The sequence below is a fragment of the Brevibacterium sp. K72 genome, assembly GCF_050562175.1.
Taxonomy (GTDB): domain Bacteria; phylum Actinomycetota; class Actinomycetes; order Actinomycetales; family Brevibacteriaceae; genus Brevibacterium; species Brevibacterium casei.
The window spans coordinates 2,861,171-2,877,356 of sequence record NZ_CP191582.1 but is presented as its reverse complement, the minus strand read 5'-3'; the positions used below and the strand labels follow the sequence as shown (position 1 = coordinate 2,877,356).

At 67.3% G+C, this 16,186-nt stretch carries 14 protein-coding genes; 6 read left to right on the top strand and 8 right to left on the bottom strand.

Annotated elements, in window-relative coordinates:
- Positions 1-408: 408 nt before the first annotated feature.
- The 6 genes from ACQ1RG_RS13000 to ACQ1RG_RS12975 form a co-directional block, all read right to left on the bottom strand.
- Positions 409-810, bottom strand: coding sequence for a cytochrome c oxidase subunit 4 (locus ACQ1RG_RS13000; protein ID WP_009375713.1), 402 nt, complete (start codon positions 808-810; stop codon positions 409-411).
- Positions 807-2,504 (bottom strand): aa3-type cytochrome oxidase subunit I, encoded by a 1,698-nt coding sequence (gene ctaD / locus ACQ1RG_RS12995; protein ID WP_119296239.1) that lies wholly within the window; start codon positions 2,502-2,504, stop codon positions 807-809. Before ctaD ends, ACQ1RG_RS13000 begins: the two co-directional genes overlap by 4 nt.
- Positions 2,501-3,373: an aa3-type cytochrome oxidase subunit II gene (ctaC, locus tag ACQ1RG_RS12990; RefSeq protein WP_040341014.1), complete on the bottom strand. Its 873-nt coding sequence runs from the start codon at positions 3,371-3,373 to the stop codon at positions 2,501-2,503. Before ctaC ends, ctaD begins: the two co-directional genes overlap by 4 nt.
- Positions 3,374-3,483: 110 nt before the next feature.
- On the bottom strand, positions 3,484-4,137 hold the full coding sequence (gene aat / locus ACQ1RG_RS12985) for a leucyl/phenylalanyl-tRNA--protein transferase (RefSeq protein WP_101623776.1): 654 nt from the start codon (positions 4,135-4,137) through the stop codon (positions 3,484-3,486).
- 38 nt (positions 4,138-4,175) lie between these two features.
- Entirely contained in the window at positions 4,176-4,529 is a 354-nt protein-coding gene (locus ACQ1RG_RS12980; RefSeq protein WP_009375707.1) for a HesB/IscA family protein, read from the bottom strand.
- 91 nt (positions 4,530-4,620) lie between these two features.
- Positions 4,621-6,039 carry a dipeptidase gene (locus tag ACQ1RG_RS12975; RefSeq protein ID WP_119296240.1) on the bottom strand — a complete coding sequence of 473 codons (1,419 nt, stop codon included), beginning with the start codon at positions 6,037-6,039 and terminating at the stop codon, positions 4,621-4,623.
- A gap of 23 nt (positions 6,040-6,062) precedes the next feature.
- Here ACQ1RG_RS12975 and ACQ1RG_RS12970 point away from each other — a divergent pair, with 23 nt between their 5' ends.
- Positions 6,063-6,668, top strand: a complete 606-nt coding sequence (locus ACQ1RG_RS12970) for a DUF3043 domain-containing protein (protein ID WP_009375703.1) — start codon at positions 6,063-6,065, stop codon at positions 6,666-6,668.
- Here ACQ1RG_RS12970 and ACQ1RG_RS12965 read toward each other — a convergent pair.
- Positions 6,643-7,710 carry a quinone-dependent dihydroorotate dehydrogenase gene (locus ACQ1RG_RS12965; protein WP_430600153.1) on the bottom strand — a complete coding sequence of 356 codons (1,068 nt, stop codon included), beginning with the start codon at positions 7,708-7,710 and terminating at the stop codon, positions 6,643-6,645. The genes ACQ1RG_RS12970 and ACQ1RG_RS12965 overlap by 26 nt on opposite strands.
- 145 nt (positions 7,711-7,855) lie before the next feature.
- Here ACQ1RG_RS12965 and ACQ1RG_RS12960 point away from each other — a divergent pair, with 145 nt between their 5' ends.
- The 3 genes from ACQ1RG_RS12960 to sucB all read left to right on the top strand — a co-directional run bounded on the left by ACQ1RG_RS12960 (position 7,856) and on the right by sucB (position 12,800).
- Positions 7,856-9,340: a leucyl aminopeptidase gene (locus ACQ1RG_RS12960; protein ID WP_009375698.1), complete on the top strand. Its 1,485-nt coding sequence runs from the start codon at positions 7,856-7,858 to the stop codon at positions 9,338-9,340.
- Between the two features lie 152 nt (positions 9,341-9,492).
- On the top strand, positions 9,493-10,881 hold the full coding sequence (lpdA, locus tag ACQ1RG_RS12955; protein ID WP_040341012.1) for a dihydrolipoyl dehydrogenase: 1,389 nt from the start codon (positions 9,493-9,495) through the stop codon (positions 10,879-10,881).
- Positions 10,882-10,901: 20 nt separating this feature from the next.
- On the top strand, positions 10,902-12,800 hold the full coding sequence (gene sucB, locus ACQ1RG_RS12950) for a 2-oxoglutarate dehydrogenase, E2 component, dihydrolipoamide succinyltransferase (protein WP_119296241.1): 1,899 nt from the start codon (positions 10,902-10,904) through the stop codon (positions 12,798-12,800).
- Positions 12,801-12,862: 62 nt separating this feature from the next.
- On the opposite strand, the gene ACQ1RG_RS12945 is transcribed toward sucB, so the two are convergent.
- Entirely contained in the window at positions 12,863-14,296 is a 1,434-nt protein-coding gene (locus ACQ1RG_RS12945) for a hypothetical protein (RefSeq protein ID WP_119296242.1), read from the bottom strand.
- A gap of 156 nt (positions 14,297-14,452) precedes the next feature.
- Here ACQ1RG_RS12945 and lipB point away from each other — a divergent pair, with 156 nt between their 5' ends.
- Together lipB and lipA are read left to right on the top strand one after the other, a co-directional pair.
- Positions 14,453-15,091: a lipoyl(octanoyl) transferase LipB gene (gene lipB / locus ACQ1RG_RS12940; RefSeq protein ID WP_009375690.1), complete on the top strand. Its 639-nt coding sequence runs from the start codon at positions 14,453-14,455 to the stop codon at positions 15,089-15,091.
- 10 nt (positions 15,092-15,101) lie between these two features.
- Positions 15,102-16,154, top strand: coding sequence for a lipoyl synthase (gene lipA, locus ACQ1RG_RS12935; protein ID WP_009375688.1), 1,053 nt, complete (start codon positions 15,102-15,104; stop codon positions 16,152-16,154).
- The last annotated feature ends 32 nt before the right edge of the window (positions 16,155-16,186 follow it).

Sequence of the window (16,186 nt, the reverse complement as noted above, 5' to 3'; positions counted from 1 at the left end):
GCCGAGCGCTCCGGCGTGCAACCCGCACCCTCCGCGCTATGTCCTACCGTTGCACGGGGATGATTTGCCGCTACGTGAGCGTCGTGCGGTGCTACGACGAGGGTTCACCGCTTCAGTGGCGTTACAGCGCTACGGGTGGGTTTTAGCGATACGTGTGCGGGATGGAGCCCGGCGCAGTCACGAGCACCTCTGCCTTGACGCCGCTGCGTGGGCGTTGTGCGGTGCTTCCGCGCGGTTATGCCGCTCCGGGTGCGTTGCGGCGTTGCCGTGTCGTGACGCGGCGGCGCGGGATCGGCGTTGAGGCGCCGCAACGCGGCCACCCGTCCGACACCGGCGCAAGTGTGAATGCGGGAGGGCCCGGACTCCTGAAGAGTCCGGGCCCTCGCCTGCGCGATCAGTGACCTGCGATCAGTGGGCGAACCCGCCACGATCGTGCTCGTACGAGATGCCGACGAGGGCGACCACGCCGAGCACCGCACCGAACGGGAAGATCCACCAGCCCATCGCGATGCCGTAGAAGGAGACGGCACCGGCGGCGGCACAGACGATCGGCCACCAGCTCCACGGGCTGAAGAAACCGTAGTCGGCGTCGGCGTCGGAGATCTCCGCGACGTCGTTGTCCTGCGGCTGGCGGCCGACACGACGGTCGGTCAGCCACAGGTAGACGCCGATCATGATCGACATGACTCCGACGAGCAGCAGCGCCGGGAAGCCGACGAGCTCGTTGAAGTGCGTCACGAATCCGTAGACGACTCCCATGGCCATGAAGAACAGACCACAGTAGATGAAGACGTTGATCGATGCTTTCACTTGGCGGTACCTCCGGCGAGCTGAGGTTCGGCGTGGCCGTGGCCGGCGTATTCCAGAAGCTCAGGATGGTTGACGTCGAATGCCGGGCGCTCCGAACGGATCCGCGGCAGCGAGGTGAAGTTGTGACGCGGGGGCGGGCACGAGGTGGCCCACTCGAGCGACCCACCGTAGCCCCACGGGTCGTCCACGGTGACCTTCGGCGCCTTGCGCGACGTGATCCACACGTTCCAGAAGAACGGCACCATCGACAGGCCGAGGACGAGCGAACCGACGGTCGAGACCTGGTTCATCCACGTGAAGCCGTCCTGCGGCAGGTAGTCGGCGTAGCGGCGGGGCATGCCGTCGACACCGAGCCAGTGCTGGACGAGGAAGGTGCCGTGGAAGCCGATGAAGAGGATCCAGAAGTGGATGTGTCCGAGCTTCTCGTTGAGCATCCGACCCGTCCACTTCGGCCACCAGAAGTAGAATCCGGCGAACATCCCGAACACGACCGTGCCGAAGACGACGTAGTGGAAGTGGGCGACGACGAAGTACGAGTCGGAGACCGACTGGTCGAGGGCCGGGCTGGCGAGGATGACTCCCGTGAGACCGCCGAAGAGGAAGGTCACGAGGAAGCCGATGGCCCACACCATGGGCGTCTCGAACGTGATCGAGCCGCGCCACATCGTGCCGATCCAGTTGAAGAACTTCACGCCTGTCGGAATCGCGATGAGCATCGTCATGAAGGCGAAGAACGGCAGCGCCACCACACCGGTGACGTACATGTGGTGAGCCCACACGGTCACGGACAGAGCGGCGATCGAGATCGTCGCGAACACGAGCTCCTTGTAACCGAACACCGGCTTGCGGCTGAAGACCGGGATGATCTCCGTGATGATGCCGAAGAACGGCAGGGCGATGACGTAGACCTCCGGGTGTCCGAAGAACCAGAACAGGTGCTGCCAGAGGATCGGTCCGCCGTTTCCTGGACTGAAGACATGCGAGCCGAGGATGCGGTCGGAGGCAAGGACGAGCAGCGCCGCAGCCAGGGGCTGGAAGGCCATGAGGACGAGGATGCCCGTGATGAGGACGTTCCAGCTGAAGATCGGCATGCGGAACATCGTCATGCCCGGAGCACGCATCGTGATGATCGTCGTGATGAAGTTGACTGAGCCGAGGATCGTGCCGAAGCCCTGCAGCGCGAGTCCGAGGACCCAGAGGTTGCCGCCGGCACCAGGGGTGAACGTCGTGTTGCTCAGCGGCGCATACGCCGTCCAGCCGAACGCGGCCGCACCCTGCGGGGTGAGGAAGCCCGAGAGCGCGATGAGGCTGCCGAAGAGGTAGAGCCAGAATGCGAAGGCGTTGAGCCTGGGGAACGCGACGTCCGGGGCGCCGATCTGCAGCGGCATGATGACGTTGGCGAAGCCGGCGAAGAGCGGAGTCGCGAACATCAGCAGCATGAGCGTGCCGTGCATCGTGAACAGCTGGTTGTACTGTTCCTTCGTCTCGATGATCTGCATGCCGGGCTCGAAGAGCTCGAGGCGGATGATCAGCGCCATCACGCCGCCGACGCAGAAGAAGAAGAACGAGCCGATCAGGTACATGTACCCGATGGTCTTGTGGTCCGTCGACGTGATCCAGTCGACGATGATCTTGCCCTTGCTCCGGGGAACGACCGGAGCGTCAAGAGCCGCTCTGTCTGTCGTAGCGGTCATTCTTGAGCACCTTCTTTCGGGTACCAGTTGCGATCGTATTCGGGCCCGAGCTGACCGGTGTTGCCCTGATCCGCGAGCGACTGCGTGTACTCCTCGAACTCGGCCTTGGAGACGACCTTGACGTTGAAGAGCATCTCCGAGTGGTACTCACCGCAGAGCTCGGCGCACTTGCCGACGTACTCGCCTTCCTTCTCGGCACGCAGGAACAGGCTCTGGTCGTGGCCGGGGATCATGTCGCGCTTCTCAAGGAAGGCGGGAACCCAGAAGGAGTGGATGACGTCACGCGAATGGAGCTTGATCTCGAGATCCGTGTTGACGGGCAGGTAGAGGGTCGGGGCGTTCTCGCCCGGCTTCTCGGTGCCGTCGAGGTTGACCTGCGTGCCCGCGTAGTAGACGTCCTGATTGACGTAGTTGAAGTCCCACGCCCACTGCTTGGCTGCAACCTCGATGACCTGCTCGCCGGGAGTCCGGTCATCGGTGGTCTTCGCCATCACCTGGACGTTCTGGAAGAAGAATCCGAGCACGAGGATGACCGGCGTCACCGTGAACAGGATCTCGATCGGCATGCTGTAGCGCATCTGCACCGGCAGGCCGCGATCGTTCTTGCGGCGGCGGTAGGCCACGATCGCCCAGAGGATGAGGCCCCACACGATGAGGCCGACGATCATCGAAGCGATCCACGCTCCGTTCCACAGGGCGGTGTAGGCCTCCGTGTGGTTGGTCGCACCCTTCGATTCGAGTGGGAAGAATCCGTTGGCAATCTGCTCTTTCGTGCATCCGGAGAGGAGCGCCGGCAGAGTCACCGCGCCCAGAATGCCGAGCCGCTTCGCCCAGGACCGTCGCGGCCCTGACTGATTCGGAGAATCCACGTGCAGCCTTTCACAACCATCTTTCGCCTTTCGGCATGCCGAAGGACGAACTCGTACTTTGTCATCTACCAGACTACCGCTACACACGGTAGAAATTCACATGCAGATGTTCATTTGTTGAGAATTGGCTGAGCGCGATTGCCCCGGAGCGCGGAATCAAGCCGCGCGGCGTACTCGAGACCGCTGATCTCCGACACGCCGAGGCTTTCCAGATGTGGCGTCTGCCACTGTGTGTCGATGAGCCATTCGTCCTCATCGGCCGAGGTCACACCCGTATCCGCACCCTCGTCGAGGAGTCCGACGAGGTGGACGAGCGCGGCCTTCGAGGCGTCGGTCTCGCGGTGGAACATCGACTCCCCCGCGAAGAGCGAACCGATCGCGACCCCGTAGAGGCCCCCGACGAGGCGGTCCTCGGCCCAGACCTCGACGGAATGGGCCCAGCCGTCCTCGTGGAGGCCCGTGTAGAGATCGATGATCTCGCGCGTGATCCACGTCCCCGTCCGGGACGGGTCGGCGCATGCGCGGATGACCTCGTCGAAGGCGCCGTCGACGCTGTAGTCGAAGCGGCGCATCGACTTCCGCAGGCTCTTGCTCACCCGCAGGTCGCCGGGCAGGAGCACACCGCGGCGGCGCGGCGCCCACCACCCCATGCGACCTGTGCCCCCGCGACCGATCCCCATGGGGAAGAGACCGGCCCGATATGCGGAAAGGACCTGGGGCCCTGTCGCCGTCGCAGTGACGGCGCGCAGATCCTCCAGGTCCATGTCGCGGTGCTCAGACGATCGTCAGATCGTGGGCTGACTCAGTGGAACGAGTCGCCGCAGGCGCACGATCCGCCGGCGTTGGGGTTGTCGATCGTGAAGCCCTGCTTCTCGATGGTGTCGGAGAAGTCGATGGTCGATCCGTTGAGGTAGGGAACGCTCATCCGGTCGACGATGACCTCGACGCCGTCGAAGTCGCGGACGGCATCGCCGTCGAGGAAGCGCTCATCGAAGTAGAGCTGGTAGATGAGCCCCGAGCAGCCGCCGGGCTGCACGGCCACACGCAGACGCAGGTCATCGCGTCCCTCCTGCTGCAGCAGGCTGCGGACCTTGTCCGCTGCCGTGCCCGAGAGCTCGACCTCGTGCGTGGCGGTGGCTTCGTTCGTCGCTGTCATTGCTACTCCTCATGTGGTCTTGGGCCCAAGGCTACACCGCGTTCAACGTGCGGCGGGCACGGGCTATTCCCATCGTGTCACGTTTGTCCGCTCAGGCCTCCGCGGGCTCGGCACCGCCTGTTGCGCTGCCTGCCGCGTCCCTGCGCCCGAGGGCGTCGAGGAGCAGCGCCTCGGCGACGATCGCGGCCTTGAAGTCGGGCAGGTAGAGGGATTCGTTCGCGCTGTGCGCCCGCGCGTCCGGGTCTTCGACGCCGGTGACGAGGATCGAGGCCTGGGGGAACACCTCGAGGAGGTCGGCGATGAAGGGGATCGAACCGCCCAGGCCCATCGTCGCCGATTCCCGCCCCCACGCCTCGGTGAGCGCGTCACGGGCGACCTGGACGACAGGGTCGCTGAGGTCGGCCTGCCACGGGCTGCCTCCCTCGGTCGCACCGATCTTCAGACTCGCCCCGAACGGGAGGTTCTCCTCCAAGTGCCTCGTCACCGCCGCCACCGCGTTCTCAGGTGTGTCGCCCGGGGCGAGGCGGATGGAGAGCTTGGCCCGCAGACTCGGCTGCAGGGTGTTCGAGGAGACGTCGACATCGGGGATGTCGAGGCCGATGACGGTGATCGAGGGCTGGGCCCACAGCCGGGAGGCCAGCGTTCCCGTTCCGCTGAGGTCGGTGCCCGGCAGCACGCCGGAGTCCTCGCGCACCGTGGACTCCTCGTAGTCGATGTCCGTCTCCGAGGTGGAGGCGAGTCCGGCGACGGCGACGGAGCCGTTCTCGTCGTGGAGGCTGGAGAGCACCTTCGTCATCGCGAGCATCGCATCGGGGACCACTCCCCCGTACATGCCCGAATGCACCGCATGATCGAGGGTGGCGACCTCGAACTCGACGGCGCACATCCCGCGCAGGCTCGTCGTCAGCGCGGGCACCCCGGCCGCCCAGTTCCCCGAGTCGGCGACGACGATGACATCGGCGGCGAGCTTGTCCCGGTAGCGGTCGAGGAAGTTCCGGAAGCTCGGGCTGCCCGCCTCCTCCTCACCTTCGATGAAGAGCCGGACCCCCACGCCGAGGCGGTCGGCGAGCAGCCGCAGAGCCGTGAGGTGGACCATGATCCCTGCCTTGTCGTCGGCGGCACCGCGGCCGTAGAGCCGGTCCCCCTTCCGGGTCGCGACGAAGGGCTCGGTCTCCCACGCCTCGGCCCTGCCGGGAGGCTGGACGTCGTGGTGGGCGTAGAGGAGGACGGTGGGCGCACCGGCGGGAGCCGGGGCCGAGGCGACGACCGCGGGATATCCCTGCCCGCCGTCCTCGGTGTCCGCGGTGAGGATCTCGACGGAGAGGCCGAGGTCGCGGGCGAGGCCGGCGACCGCCTCGGCGCTGGCGGTGACCTGGGACGGGTCGAAGCTCGGCCACGCCACCGAGGGGATCGCGACGAGGTCGCTCAGCTGGTCGAGGACGTCGTCGAAGATCTCGTCGACACGGGCGTGGAGGTGGGCGGCATCAGGCGCGGAAGTCGAATCACTCATGCTCCAACGGTAGTATTCATTCCGTGTTCGGAAGCAAGAAGACTCACGAGGACAACGACTCCTCCCCCAAGACCGACGACGACTCCACCGCAGCGGAGGCGTCACCTCGTGATGCCGAGGCGAAGAAGGGCCGCCCGACCCCCAAGCGAAGCCAGCAGGAGGCCGTGCGCCGCCAGCCCCTGGTCTCGAAGGACCGCAAGGTCGCGAATCAGCGGGCGAAGGAACAGCAGCGCAAGGAGCGCGACCGTGCCCGCATCGGGATGATGAACGGTGAGGAGAAGTACCTCACCCGCCGCGACCGTGGGCCCCAGCGCAGGTACGTCCGCGACTACGTCGACGCCCGCTTCTCGATCGGTGAGCTCTTCATCCCGGCGGCGATCCTCATCCTCGTCGTCGCCTTCACCCAGCCGGTGGCGATCCAGCAGTACTTCACCTACGCCGTGTGGGGTCTGCTCGCTCTCGTCATCCTCGACGGCTTCGTCCTCAACTACATCCTCAAGGGACGCCTGCGGGCGAAGTTCGGCACCGTCGAGCGCGGCATCCCGTTCTACGCGGTCATGCGCAGCGTCCAGCTCCGGCCGCTGCGCATGCCCAAGCCGCAGGTCAAGCGCCGCCAGTACCCCGAGTGAGCAGACGGGTCCCCTGACCGCGGATGATCCGTCCGGGCCAGAAGGGACCCGAGTAGATCATCTCCGAGTAGACCTGCACGAGGTCGGCTCCCGCAGCCAGCCGTGCGGAGACGTCCCGTCCGTCGCCGACGCCCCCGACCGAGACGATCGTGAGCTCATCGCCGACGGTGGCCGCGACGAGGCGGAGCACCTCGAGCGAGCGCGCGGCCAGCGGCCTGCCGGAGATCCCGCCGGCCTCCCTGCGCGCAAACGCGGCGTCATTCCCGGTGAGGACATTCCGGTCGATCGTCGTGTTCGTGACGATGAGCCCGTCGGCGCCTGCCCGTGCGGCGAGATCGCAGATGTCGACGACGTCCTCATCGCTGAGGTCGGGGGCGATCTTGACGAGCAGGGGCACATGGCCGAGTGCTGAGCGCGGGGCGGCGACGACTTCGGCGGCCGTCTCCCGCACCGCGGTGATGATCGGTTCGAGGGCGGACACCGACTGGAGGTCGCGCAGGCCCGGGGTATTCGGGGAGCTGACGTTGATGACGAGGTAGTCGGCCAGAGGTGCGAGCTCCCGCGTCGAGGCGACGTAGTCGGCGACCGCGTCCTCGGCGGGGACGACCTTCGTCTTGCCGATGTTGATCCCGATGATCGGTCGCTTCGCCGCCGGCAGCGCAGCGAGCGCCTTCCGCTGCCGGGTGATGTTGAACGAGGCCTGCCGGGCCCCGTCGTTGTTGAATCCCATCCGGTTGAGCAGCGCGCGGGAGCGCAGCAGCCGGAACAGGCGCGGGCGCTCGTTGCCCGGCTGTGCGTGCGCGGTGATCGTACCGACCTCGATGTGCCCGAAGCCGAGCGCGGAGAGCGCACGGACGCCGACCCCGTTCTTGTCGAAGCCGGCCGCGAGGCCCACCCGGTTGGGGAACGGGAGGCCGAGCACCTCGGCGGGCTGCTGCGTCCCCCGGGCGAAGACGACCCGTAGGAGCCTGCCGAGACCGGGGATCCGATCGAGGACGCGCAGTGCGGTGAAGGAGAGATGGTGAGCGCGCTCGGCGTCCATGGGTTTGAAGATCAGAGTGAAGATGAGTCGATACACGCCCCCAACAATAGGGCAGTCGCACATCCCATCGGCGGGCACGTCCACCTCGGCGGGGCATATGGGACTAGGATCGAAGGCAGTGCCCGCAGACGAAGAAAGGGAACACATGCCCGGTGCCTCCACCCCCTCCAGCTACTCTTCGACGAATCCGACCAAGGCCGGCGATGCCGTGCTCGTCCTCGGCGTAGCCGACGGCAAGGTGCGCGGACTCGACTCCGCCAAGGCCGCCACCACCGCGCTCAACGACGCCGCGAAGGCGATCGAGTTCACCGGCAAGGCCGGGGCGACCGTGCGCATCCCCTCCCCCAAGGGCGTGGCCGCCGGCAGCGTCCTCCTCGTCGGCCTCGGATCCTTCGACCCCGCGAAGTCCGATGACGACACCGCCGACCGTGAGACCCTGCGCCGCGCCGCCGGCTCCGCGCTGCGCGCCCTGAGCGGGGCATCGTCGATCGCGCTCGCGCTGCCGGTCGCCTCCGCCGAGGATGTCGAGGCCGTGACCGTCGGTGCCGGACTCGGCGCCTACCGCTTCCTCACCTACCGCACCGGCGACGACGACACCGTCCCCGGTCCCGTCACGGTCCTCGGCCCCAAGGGCAAGGCGTTCTCCCGCGCCCACGCCGCCGGCGTCGTCATCGCCGAGGCGACCAACCGTGCCCGCGACCTCGTCAACACTCCCCCGCTCGACCTCTACCCCGAATCGTTCGCCCAGACGGTCAAGGACCAGGCGAAGTCCCGGAAGGTCAAGGTCTCGGTCCTCGGTGAGAAGGAACTCGCCGCGGGCGGCTACGGCGGACTCATCGGCGTCGGACAGGGCTCGACGCGGGGACCGCGCCTGGTCAAGGTCGAGTACAGCCCGAAGGGTGCCCGCCGCCACCTCAGCTTCGTCGGCAAGGGCATCACCTTCGACTCCGGCGGACTCTCCCTCAAGCCCGCCGCGAGCATGGAGGACATGAAGTCCGACATGGCCGGTGCCGCCGCCGTCGTCGAAGCCGTCTTCGCCATCGCCGACCTCGGCCTGCCCGTCAAGGCCACCGCGTGGCTGCCGCTGGCGGAGAACATGCCCGGATCATCGGCGCAGCGTCCCTCCGATGTGCTCACCATGCGCAGCGGCAAGACCGTCGAGGTAACGAACACCGACGCCGAGGGCCGCCTCGTCCTCGCCGACGCCCTCACCGACGCCGACGCGGAGAACCCCGACCTCCTCATCGACGTCGCGACCCTGACCGGCGCCCAGATCGTCGCGCTGGGCAACCGGACCTCCGGTGTCATGGGCGACGAAGCGGTGCGGGAGAAGGTGAGCGAGCAGGCGAAGATCGCCGGAGAGGACATCTGGCCGATGCCGATCCCCGAGGAGATGCTCGCAGGCTTCGACTCGACGGCAGCCGACCTCAAGAACTCCGGTCCCCGCCCCGGCGGCATGCTCGCCGCCGCGGCGTTCCTCCGCGAGTTCGTCGGAGACGACACCGCGTGGGCGCACATCGACATCGCCGGTCCGAGCTTCAACACCGGATCCGCGTTCGGCTACACCCCGGTCGCGGCCACCGGTGCCGCAGTGCGCACTCTCGTGCAGCTCGCCCGCAGCGCCGACTGATCAGGGCCTTCCGCACCCCGTCGCGCCGGGAGTGATGCTCCCCACCTGTGGCGGAACAGACAGTGTGTGCTTTCGCGCCTGAGAAGAAAAGTGGAAAGATAAGAGGGATAGCTGCCTGAGGCAGGCTTGACCACAGCTACGAGGAGTAATCCGTGAGTGACTCATTGACCTACGACCTAGTCGTCCTCGGCGGCGGAACCGGCGGCTATGCCGCGGCTCTGCGCGCGGCAGAGCTCGACATGAAGGTCGCTCTGATCGAACGCGACAAGGTGGGCGGAACGTGTCTGCACCGCGGATGTGTGCCGACGAAGGCACTCCTCCACACTGCTGAGGTCGCCGACTCGGCCAAGGAGTCCGAGACGTTCGGTGTCGACGCCGAGTTCAAGGGCATCGACATCGACAAGGTGCTCGAGTACAAGACGAACGTCATCAACCGCAACTACAAGGGCCTCCAGGGACTCATCAAGGCCCGCGGCATCGACACCTATCTCGGTGACGGCAAGCTCGTCGGCAAGGACCAGGTCGAGGTCACGGGCGCCGATGAGACGTACACCCTGACCGGCAAGAACATCCTGCTCTCGACCGGGTCGACGTCGAAGACGCTCGGCCTCGACGTCACCGATCGGGTGCTCACGAGCACCGAGGCGCTCGAGCTCGACACCGTGCCGAAGTCGGTCATCGTCCTCGGCGGCGGCGTCATCGGCGTCGAATTCGCCAGCGTCTGGAAGTCCTACGGCGCCGATGTCACGATCGTCGAGGGTCTGCCCCACCTCGTGGCCAACGAGGACGAGTCGATCTCGAAGGCCCTCGAGCGCGCCTTCAAGAAGCGCAAGATCAACTACAAGCTCGGCGTCATGTTCAAGGGCGTCGAGGAGACCGCCGACGGCGTCAAGGTCACGCTCGAGGACGGCACCGAGCTCGAAGCCGAATACCTCCTCGTCGCCGTGGGCCGCGGCCCGGTCACCGAGGGCTTCGGCTTCGAAGAGCAGGGCATCCCGATGGACCGCGGATTCGTCCTCGCCAATGAGCGCCTCCACACCGGTGTCGGCAACATCTACGCCGTCGGCGACATCGTCCCCGGCCTCCAGCTCGCCCACCGTGCGTTCGGCCAGGGCATCTTCGTCGCCGAGGAGATCGCCGGGCTGGGTCCGGTGCCGATCATCGAATCGGGAATCCCCCGCGTGACCTACTGTGAGCCGGAGATCTTCTCCGTCGGACTCTCCGCCAAGCAGGCGGAGGAGAAGTACGGGGCGGACAACGTCGAGACCCTCGAGTACAACCTCGGCGGCAACGGGAAGTCGGTCATCCTCAACACGACCGGCTTCATCAAGGTCATCCGCGAGAAGGACGGACCCGTCGTCGGCATCTTCGGCATCGGCGCCCGTCTCAGCGAGCAGGTCGGTGAGGCTCAGCTCATCGTCAACTGGGAGGCCTTCCCTGAGGAAGTCGCGCAGCTCATCCATGCGCATCCGACGCAGAACGAGGCCATCGGCGAGGCGCACCTCGCGCTGGCCGGCAAGCCCCTGCACTTCCACTCATAAGATCCGAGGAGACGAAAGACATGTCGAATTCCGTGCAGATGCCGGCTCTCGGAGAGTCGGTGACCGAAGGTACAGTCACCCGGTGGCTGAAGTCCGTCGGCGACGAAGTCGAGGTCGACGAGCCGTTGCTCGAGGTCTCGACCGATAAGGTCGACACCGAGATCCCCAGCCCCTTCGCCGGTGTGCTCGAGAAGATCCTCGCCGACGAGGACGACGTCGTCGAGGTCGGCGGCGACCTCGCCTACATCGGCGACGGCAGCGGCTCCGGGGACTCGGAGACCGCCCCCGAGGAGGAGCCCGCAAGCGTCGCCGCCGGTGCGACCGAGGAACCCTCCGGTGCGGACGAAGGCGAGGAGTCCTCGACGGAGGAGTCCTCGACCGACGAGAGCTCTGCGTCGGACGAGTCCTCCGAGACGTCCTCGGAACCCGCCGAGGCGGAGTCCTCCTCCGACGATTCCGGTGAGGGCACCGAGGTGACGATGCCCGCCCTCGGCGAGTCCGTCACCGAGGGGACCGTCACCCGCTGGCTCAAGGAGGTCGGCGACGAAGTCGAGGTCGACGAGCCCCTGCTCGAGGTCTCCACCGACAAGGTCGACACCGAGGTCCCCTCCCCCGTGGCCGGCATCGTCCAGGCGCACCTCGCCGAGGAGGACGAGACCGTCGACGTCGGCGCTCCGCTCGCGCGGATCGGTTCCGGAACTCCCTCCGCATCCTCGAGCGCGTCGGCTGAGAAGCCGGCAGAGTCCGAGCCGAAGCAGGAGGAGGCGCCGAAGGCCGAAGAGCCAAAGAAGGAGGAGCCCAAGGAAGAGGCTCCCAAGGCTGAAGAGCCCAAGGCCGAAGAGCCAAAGCAGGAGGCACCCAAGCAGGAGTCGCCGAAGGCTGAGGAGCCGGCGGCACAGTCCGCTCCGGCCGCCCAGGCCGCCTCGAAGGCTGAGTCCACCCCGGCGAAGAGCGAGTCGGCTGCCGCGGACACCGTGGGTGAGAACTCCGCCTACGTGACCCCGCTCGTGCGTCGCCTCGCCCGCGACGAGGGCGTCGACCTCTCGACGGTCACCGGCACCGGTGTCGGCGGACGCATCCGCAAGCAGGACGTCCTCGCCGCAGCCGCGAACCGTCCGGCCGCATCCTCGGCGTCGGCCCCGGCCGGTGAGTCGAAGAAGCCGTTCACGCTCGAGATCCCCGAGGAGGCTGCGAAGCTGCGCGGCACCACGGAGAAGGCCTCGCGCATCCGGCAGACCATCGCCAAGCGCATGAGCGAGTCGCTCGAGGTCTCGGCACAGCTGACCCAGGTCATCGAGGTCGACATGACCCGTGTGGCCAAGCTGCGCAAGGCGAGCAAGGACGCGTTCCAGTCCAAGCACGGCGTCAAGCTCACCTACCTGCCGTTCTTCGCCAAGGCGATCGTCGAGGCGCTCAAGCAGCACCCGAAGGTCAACGCGCAGTACGACCTCGAGACGCAGGAGATCACCTACTTCGACCACGAGAACCTCGCGGTCGCCGTGGACACTCCGCGCGGTCTGCTCGTGCCGGTGGTCAAGGACGCCGGCGATCTCAGCATCGCCGGTCTCGCCAAGGCCATCGACGACGTCGCCGACCGCACCCGCAACAACAAGATCATGCCCGATGAGCTCTCCGGTGGCACCTTCACCGTGACGAACATCGGCTCGGTGGGTGCGCTCTTCGACACGCCGATCATCAACCAGCCGCAGATGGGCATCATCGGCACCGGTGCGATCGTGCGCCGCCCGATCGTCGTCAAGACGGCCGACGGCGAGGAGTCGATCGCGATTCGCGACATGGTCTACCTGCCGCTGACCTACAACCATCAGCTGGTCGACGGTGCGGATGCGGGTCGCTTCCTGCAGACGATCAAGGCTCGTCTCGAGGACGGCAACTTCGAGGCCGATCTCGACCTCTGAGTCGCAGCGCTCTCATCCCACGCCCGCAGGGGGCCGGTCGACGGACCGGCCCCCTGCGGCATTCACACCTCCGCCACCTCGGCGATCCTCCAGGCTCCCTCATGCTCGGTGAGCGTGAAGACGACGTCCTCGGCCTCGAACCGCTCCTCCTGTCCTCCGATCTCCGCGCTCGTCGTCATCCGCGCCGCAACCCGGATGCCGGTGTCGGTGCGCTCGACCACGGTGACGTCCTCGACGGTGACCGTGTACGTCCCGCCCGCATAGGCGGAGAGGTCGATGAGTTCGTCGGCGGCGGCCGCCGACGACCCGGGGACGGTGAGTGCGGCGAGGGCATCCCCGTCACCGGCGCCCAGCGCCCGCGCGCGTTCGGCACAGAGGTCGCCGAGGCGGTCGATGACGTCCTCGTCCGTGGGATCCTCGTCCCCCGCACCGTCCCCCGAACCCGCAGGCGGCCGCTGCGCCGCCGCCTGCTCGGGTCCGGGCGGTGGTGTCTCCGCTGTCGACCAGGCGACGAGCAGACCCCCGAGGACGGCGACGACGATCGACGCGGCGATGCCCCAGCGCACCGGACCTCCTCTCATCCGCAGCCTGGTCCACCACGAGGATCGGGTGGATTCCGGACGTCGCGGTGGCCGACCCGACCTGCGGGTCCGCTCCCCACGCCTCGACCGGGATCGACGCGCGTGTGAAGCGGCCGCGGCACGCAGGGCCGCTGCGGCGCCAAGGCGACCGGAGCGCTCCCCCGGACGGGCGCCGACATCGCCCGGCCCCGGCCGATCGGCAGCGCCGCCCTGCGAGGTCGGGACCCGCGCGGGAGCGGCCCGCAGCCGAGCGGTGATCGCCTGCGCCGGATCGAGGTCGCGGGAGGCCGGGACGAGCGGCAGCGGCACCGGTGCGGGAAGAGTGCCCAACTGCGCAGATACCTCGGCGACGGCGGCTGCCACCCCGGCCTCCCCGCCGGATGGCGGGACGGGATCGTCGTCGAGGAGATCGGCGACCAGAGCGCGCAGCTGCGCGCTGCGCTCGGCGAGGGCGACATCGACCGGCAGCAGGGCCTCGCTCCACGGGGATCCGTAGGCGGCATGGTAGACGAGCTCGCCGATCGCCCGGCGGACGGAGGTCTCGAGCCGGTGCCGCACCCCGGGGATGAGACGGGGGCGGCCCTCGGCGTCGAGGGCGAAGCAGTCGAGGCCGAGCCGGGAGGCCTGGTCCCCGACCGCTGCGAGTTCGGCGAAGCATCCGCGCAGGAGAGTATGGATCTCTGCCTCGGTGAGTCCGTGGACGGCGCGGACGGCGTCGAGGACGAAGCCTCCGGGAAGGGGATCGACGAGGAGGACCTCGGTCTCCCCCGTCGGCAGGAGCACCGACTCCGTGCCGAGCGTCGCGTCGTGATCGGCATCGAACCCGCGGTTCTCGACTCCCCACACGGACTCACCGGTGTCGTCGCGGAGGCGGTGGACCACCTCGGCGATCGTGGTCTCGTAATGCCATGTCATAGTTCGTCATCCCCATCGATGAAACGAAACGATCTTAGATGTCATTCGATGATGGATGATGACGTTTGATAAGTCAATGCAAGATGCGAGCGAAAGGTGTCGAGGGTCATGTTCTGCGCAATTGAACACCCCGATCAACGGGCATATTGTGGTGGCATGCCTCTGGCCACTGAAATTCTCGGTTTCGCACCGGCCTTCTCGGACTACCGGCGAACCTGGGACCTGCAGAAGAAGTATCACGAAGACGTGCTCGGCGGGACGAGGGAGTCGACGATCCTCCTCCTCGAACATCCGCCTGTCTACACGGCGGGCAAGCGCACCGAGGACCATGAGCGGCCGACCGACGGCACCGAGGTCGTCGACGTCGACCGCGGCGGGAAGATCACCTGGCACGGCCCGGGCCAGCTCGTCGCCTACTTCATCTACCGCCTCAACGATCCCAAAGAGGTCCGCCTCTTCGTCGCCCAGCTCGAAGACTCGATGATCCGCCTGCTCGGCGAGTACGGGATCGAGGCGACGACGGTCGAGGGGCGCGCCGGCGTGTGGATCCTCGGTGACGGCGTCCGCCGGGACCGGAAGATCGGGGCGATCGGCATCCGCATCCACGAGGGCGTGACCATGCACGGCCTCGCCCTCAACTGCAGCAACGACCTCGGCGCCTATGCCTCGATCATCCCCTGCGGGATCACCGACGCCGACACCACGACCATCAGTGCCGAGCTCGGACGCACGGTGACCCCCGAAGAGGTCGCCCCCCGGCTCGACGAGATCCTCCACGAGACCATCACCGCTTAGGAGCTCACCTGTGACGATCGCACCCGAAGGCCGCCGTATGCTCCGTGTCGAGGCACGGAACTCGGAAGTGCCCATCGAGGAGAAGCCCGCCTGGATCAAGGCGAAGGCCCACATCGGCCCCGAGTACACCTCGCTCAAGTCCCTCGTCCGCAAGCAGGACCTCCACACCGTGTGCGAGGAAGCCGGATGCCCGAACATCTTCGAGTGCTGGGAGGATCGCGAGGCGACGTTCCTCATCGGCGGCGAGCAGTGTACGAGGCGCTGCGACTTCTGCCAGATCGACACCGGCCGTCCTGCCGACTTCGACGCCGACGAGCCCCGTCGAGTCGCCGCCTCGGTCGGTGAGATGGGTCTGCGCTACTCGACGATCACCGGTGTCGCCCGTGACGACCTCGACGACGGCGGCGCCTGGCTCTACGCGGAGACCGTCAGGCAGATCCACGCCCTCGACCACGTCGACGGCCGCGGCACCGGAGTCGAACTCCTCATCCCCGACTTCAATGCCAAGCCCGACCAGCTCGCCGAGGTGTTCTCCTCCCGCCCCGAGGTTCTCGCCCACAACGTCGAGACCGTCCCGCGGATCTTCAAGCGCATCCGCCCTGCCTTCCGCTACGAACGGTCACTGTCGGTGATCACGCAGGCCCGGGAGGCGGGACTGATCACGAAGTCGAACCTCATCCTCGGCATGGGCGAGACGAATGACGAGATCATCTCCGCCCTACAGGACCTCCATGACGCCGGTTGCGACATCATCACGATCACGCAGTACCTGCGACCCTCCCCCCGGCACCATCCGGTCACCCGGTGGGTCAAGCCCGCCGACTTCGTCATGTTCCGCGACGCCGCCGAGGAGATCGGCTTCCTCGGCGTCATGTCGGGTCCGCTCGTGCGCTCCTCGTACCGCGCGGGTCGCCTGTGGGCGACGGCGATGCGCCACCGCGGGGAGGAGATCCCCGCCCACCTCGCCCACCTCGACAAGCACACCCCGGCTCGCCAGGAGGCGCAGGCCGTCGTGGATATGTTCGGCGCCGGCGAAGAGGTAGACTTGACTGCTGAGCAATGAGTGGTCCCGGGCATAATTCCGGGCACCCGCCG

What these genes read in the sequence shown, in the direction of transcription:
- aat (WP_101623776.1), bottom strand. Translation starts at nt 4,137, where the DNA reads ATGGACCTGGAGGATCTGCGCGCCGTCACTGCGACGGCGACAGGGCCC.
- ACQ1RG_RS12980 (WP_009375707.1), bottom strand. Translation starts at nt 4,529, where the DNA reads ATGACAGCGACGAACGAAGCCACCGCCACGCACGAGGTCGAGCTCTCG.
- ACQ1RG_RS12960 (WP_009375698.1), top strand. Translation starts at nt 7,856, where the DNA reads ATGCCCGGTGCCTCCACCCCCTCCAGCTACTCTTCGACGAATCCGACC.
- ACQ1RG_RS12945 (WP_119296242.1), bottom strand. Translation starts at nt 14,296, where the DNA reads ATGACATGGCATTACGAGACCACGATCGCCGAGGTGGTCCACCGCCTC.
- ctaD (WP_119296239.1), bottom strand. Translation starts at nt 2,504, where the DNA reads ATGACCGCTACGACAGACAGAGCGGCTCTTGACGCTCCGGTCGTTCCC.
- sucB (WP_119296241.1), top strand. Translation starts at nt 10,902, where the DNA reads ATGTCGAATTCCGTGCAGATGCCGGCTCTCGGAGAGTCGGTGACCGAA.
- ACQ1RG_RS12975 (WP_119296240.1), bottom strand. Translation starts at nt 6,039, where the DNA reads ATGAGTGATTCGACTTCCGCGCCTGATGCCGCCCACCTCCACGCCCGT.
- lipB (WP_009375690.1), top strand. Translation starts at nt 14,453, where the DNA reads ATGCCTCTGGCCACTGAAATTCTCGGTTTCGCACCGGCCTTCTCGGAC.
- ACQ1RG_RS12965 (WP_430600153.1), bottom strand. Translation starts at nt 7,710, where the DNA reads ATGGACGCCGAGCGCGCTCACCATCTCTCCTTCACCGCACTGCGCGTC.